The organism is Clavibacter lycopersici (genome assembly GCF_003576405.1).
Lineage (GTDB): Bacteria > Actinomycetota > Actinomycetes > Actinomycetales > Microbacteriaceae > Clavibacter > Clavibacter lycopersici.
The window spans coordinates 1-4,088 of the sequence record NZ_QWGT01000243.1 but is presented as its reverse complement, the minus strand read 5'-3'; the positions used below and the strand labels follow the sequence as shown (position 1 = coordinate 4,088).

Annotated in this window: 4 protein-coding genes; 3 read left to right on the top strand and 1 reads right to left on the bottom strand. The window is 74.6% G+C overall.

Annotation, left to right across the window (positions count from 1 at the left end):
• Positions 1–1,183, top strand: a 1,183-nt coding sequence (locus tag DZG00_RS13060; protein ID WP_119455703.1) for an alpha-amylase family glycosyl hydrolase, incomplete at its 5' end; no start/stop codon positions are given.
• 40 nt (positions 1,184–1,223) lie between these two features.
• Positions 1,224–1,727 (top strand): hypothetical protein, encoded by a 504-nt coding sequence (locus tag DZG00_RS13055; protein ID WP_119455702.1) that lies wholly within the window; start codon positions 1,224–1,226, stop codon positions 1,725–1,727.
• A 9-nt stretch (positions 1,728–1,736) separates the two neighbouring features.
• On the opposite strand, the gene DZG00_RS13050 is transcribed toward DZG00_RS13055, so the two are convergent.
• Positions 1,737–2,594 (bottom strand): LysR substrate-binding domain-containing protein, encoded by an 858-nt coding sequence (locus tag DZG00_RS13050; RefSeq protein ID WP_119383312.1) that lies wholly within the window; start codon positions 2,592–2,594, stop codon positions 1,737–1,739.
• A gap of 153 nt (positions 2,595–2,747) precedes the next feature.
• Here DZG00_RS13050 and DZG00_RS13045 point away from each other — a divergent pair.
• Positions 2,748–4,088 (top strand): MFS transporter (locus DZG00_RS13045; protein WP_119455701.1); only part of this gene is annotated, 1,341 nt, incomplete at its 3' end.

Sequence of the window (4,088 nt, the reverse complement as noted above, 5' to 3'; positions counted from 1 at the left end):
CGCGGCCGACCTCGCCGCGCTCGCCGACGCCCTGCACGACGCCGGCCTCACGCTCGCGGTCGACCTCTCCCCCTCCGACGCCGACGCGTCCCCGGCCGAGCGGATCCGCGGAGCCGTCCGCGAGGCCGTCGCCCTGGCCGCCGTGGGCGCCGACGTCGTCCGCATGGACCCCGCCGCCGTCATCGGCGAGCGCCCCGACGCCGACCGGTCCGCCCTCCTCCGCGTGGTCGCCGCCCTCGGTCGCCGCCTCTCCCCCGCGCTCGCGCTGGCCGTCGCCGCCGACGCCGATCCGCGCGGGTCCGCCGAGCTCCTCGACGGCGACGCCGTGCGCCTCGCCGACGACCCCGCGCTGACCGCGCTCGTCTGGGAGGCGCTCGCCACCCGGTCGGCCGCGCTCCTGTCCCGCGCCCTCGAGCGCCGCGGCGACGATCCCGCCGGATCCGCCCGGATCGCGCGCGTCCGCAGCCACGACGCCCTCCGCTTCGCGTTCGAGGACGACGACGCCCGCGCCCTCGGCATCGACCCCGACGAGCACCGCCGCTTCCTCGCCGACTACCACGTCGGCCGCTTCCCCGGCAGCCACGCGCGCGGCATCTGGCACCCGGACGGCGCGGTCGCCGGCACCACGGCGTCCCTCGCGGGACTGGAGCAGGACGACCCGGGCGCGGTCGAGCGGATCCTGCTGGCCCACTCCATAGCGCTCAGCACGGGCGGCCTCGCGCTGATCGTGCTCGGCGACGAGGTCGGCCAGCTCAACGACTACGGCTACGACGACGTCCCGGCGCACGCCGAGGACAGCAGGTGGGTGAACCGCCCGCTCTACCCGTTCGACCGCTACGACCAGCGCGACGACCGCACCACGAGCACGGGCGTCATCCACGCCGGGATCCGCCGCCTCGTCGCCGTGCGCCGCGCCACGCCCGCGCTCGGCGGCACGCGCATCGTCGGCTTCGACGCGAACGACCCGCGCGTGCTCGGCTACCAGCGCCCGCACGAGGACGGCACGGTCCTCGTGCTCGCGAACCTCGGCGACGAGCCGGCCACGGTCTCCGCGGAGACGCTCGGCGGCTTCGCCGAGCACGCCGTCGACCTCGTGCGCGACGAGCGGCTCCGCCTCACCAAGGGGATCGTGCTGAGCCCGCGCACGTTCGTCTGGCTCCAGGCGGCTCACGACCTCGCGTGACACACTCGCAGTCACGGACGGGTCGGCACGGAGGAACGGCATGAGCGACGAGGGACGCGGCACGGATCAGCCCCGGGAGGGCGCGTCCGGCGCCGCCGGGTTCGCCTGGCCCATGTGGGTCAACATCGGCTGGATCGCGCTCGGCGCCTGGCACGTGCTCGCGCCCGTCAACGACGCGTCCGGCTGGCTCGGCATGTTCCAGATCGCCGTGGGCGCCTTCGGGATCCTCGCCTCGCGCCGCCGCGCACGCCGCCTCGCCGAGGCGGAGGCCGAGGCGATGCCGCTCGAGGAGGCCACGCGCGTGCCCGCCGACGTCGACGAGGAGCGCGCCCGGATCGACGAGGCCGCCGCCGCGCACGCCGAGATGGACGCCCGGCTGCGGGCGCTCGCAATGCAGCTCGAACAGCCAGGCACCCCCGGTGCGGATCCCGACAAGCCCGAGCCGCCGCACCAGCCGGGCGGGCGCGGGCGCGGCCGGGGCCGGAAGGACCGCGCGCGCGAGGCGTGGCCCGACGACGACCTGCCGCCCGTCGCCCGCTGGTAGCCCCGGGCGTCAGCTGGCCCGCGTCACCCCGCGCGACATGATCGCCGAGGTCAGCGCCTCGATGGACGCGCGCGGCCCGGCCGGGTTGTCCATCAGCACGTAGTCCACCTCGTCGAGCTCGGGCAGGCCGAGCCGCGAGGTCACCTTCACCAGGTCCGTCGGGATGAGCGCCTGCGGCAGCACCGCGACCCCCATGCCCGCGCGCACCGCCGCGAGCACGCCGTTCACGTCGCGCGTGCTGCACGTGATCCGCCAGGTGCGGCCCGCCCGCTCGAGCGCGTCCATGGCCATCTGCCTGCTGATGCTCGGCGCCCGGTACGCGATGAGCGGCACGGTCGCGCCCGGCTCGACGAGCGTGCGCTCGAGGCCGACCCACACCATGCGGTCGCGGCCGACGAGCCGCGCGGACGGCTGCTCGTCGACCGTGGTCTTGGTGAGGATCAGGTCGAGCTGCCCCGCGAGCAGCCGCCGGTGCAGCGGCCCGCTCTGCGTCACCGTGAGCTCCAGCTCGATCTGCGGGTGCAGCTGCCGGAAGTGGCGGAGGATCCGCGGGAGCTGCGTGATGGCGAGGTCGTCCGCGGTGCCGAAGCGCAGGCGGCCGCTCACCTCGGATCCGCCGAAGTAGCTCTCCGCCGCCCGGTGCGCCGCGAGGATCGTGCGCGCGAAGCCGGCCATGGCGTCGCCCGCGTCCGTGAGCCGCATGGCGCGGGTGTCGCGGGCGATGAGCGTGCGGTCGACGGCCCGCTCGAGCCGCCGCACCTGCTGGCTCACGGTCGGCTGGCTGATCCCGAGGCGCGCGGCCGCCTGCGTGAAGCTCCGGGTGTCGGCGACGGCGAGGAAGGTCGCGAGCAGGGTCGGATCCAGCACGGCGCCTCCTGGCCATTCGAGAACGTGATGCCATTCATCATGTCGAGACGGGATCCGAATGGGAAGCCCGCGGGTAGCGTCGACGACGGCCCCACGAGGGCCGCACCCATACGGAACCGATCCGCCCATACGCAACGCACCCCGCAGGATGAAGTGACCCCGCCGCCGAACGCCTTCCCCCCGACCGCCCCGCTCCCGATCCAGACCCAGCGCCCGCCGTGGCGCCACACGCTCATCGCCCTGAGCGTGCCGAACTTCCGGCGGTTCACGGCCTCCAACGTCATCGCCATGACCTCGGGCTGGATGCAGCGCATCGCCCAGGACTGGCTCGTGCTCGAGCTCACCGGCAGCGTCACCGCGGTCGGCATCACGGTCGCGATGCAGTTCGCGCCCATGCTCTTCTTCGGCCTGCTGGGCGGCGTCATCGTCGACCGGTGCTCGAAGCGGATGCTGATGATGATCACGCAGGGCACCTACGCGGTGCTCAGCGCGCTGCTCGCCGTGCTCACGCTGTCGGGCGCGGTCGAGGCGTGGCACATCTTCGCGATCGCGTTCGCGACCGGGCTCGTGACGGTGATCGACAACCCGGCGCGGCAGGTGTTCGTGACCGAGATCGTGGGGCAGCAGCACCTCCGCAACGCCATCAGCGTCAACTCCTCGGTGTTCCAGCTCGGCGGCATGGTGGGGCCCGCGCTCAGCGGGATCCTCCTGCTCGCCGTCGGCGCCGGCTGGTCGTTCGCGATCAACGCGCTCGCCTGCGTCGTGGTGGTGCTCACGCTGTGGAGCCTGAACACGCGCGACCTGATCCGCATCCCGCCCGCCCCGCGCCGCCGCGGCCAGCTCGCGGAGGGCCTCCGCTACGCGCGGTCGAAGCCGACCATCCTCTGGCCCGTCGTGCTCGTGGCGGTCTTCAGCGTCTTCGGGCTCACGATGCCCGTGCTCCTCGCAGCGTTCGCGAGCCAGGTCTACGACGTGGGCGCCGGCGGCTACGGCTTCTTCAACTCGATGGTCGCGATCGGCGCGCTCACGGGAGCCCTGCTGTCGACGCGCCGCGCGACCGTGCGGCTGCGGACCATCGTGGTGGGCGTCGGGATCACCGGGCTGCTGCAGGCCGCCGCGGGGCTCATGCCCGGCATCGCGCCGTTCGCCGTGCTGCTCGTCACGGTCGGCATGGCGTCGCTGCTGTTCCAGACCGCCGCGAACTCGCTCGTGCAGCTCTCGAGCAACGTCGCCATCCGCGGGCGGGTGATGAGCGTCTACGTGCTCGTGCTGCTCGGCGGCCAGGCCGTCGGCGGTCCGCTCATGGGCGGCATCGTCGAGGCGTGGGGCGTGCACGTCGGCATGGTCGTGTCCGGCGGGGTCCCGGCGCTGGCCGCCGCGGTCGTCGCCGTGATCCTCGCCCGCCGCGGCCAGCTGACCCTCGAGGTCGTGGTGCGCCGGCACGTGCCGCGGGTGCGGATCACGCCCCGGGCGACGGGTGCCGGCCGCCCCCGC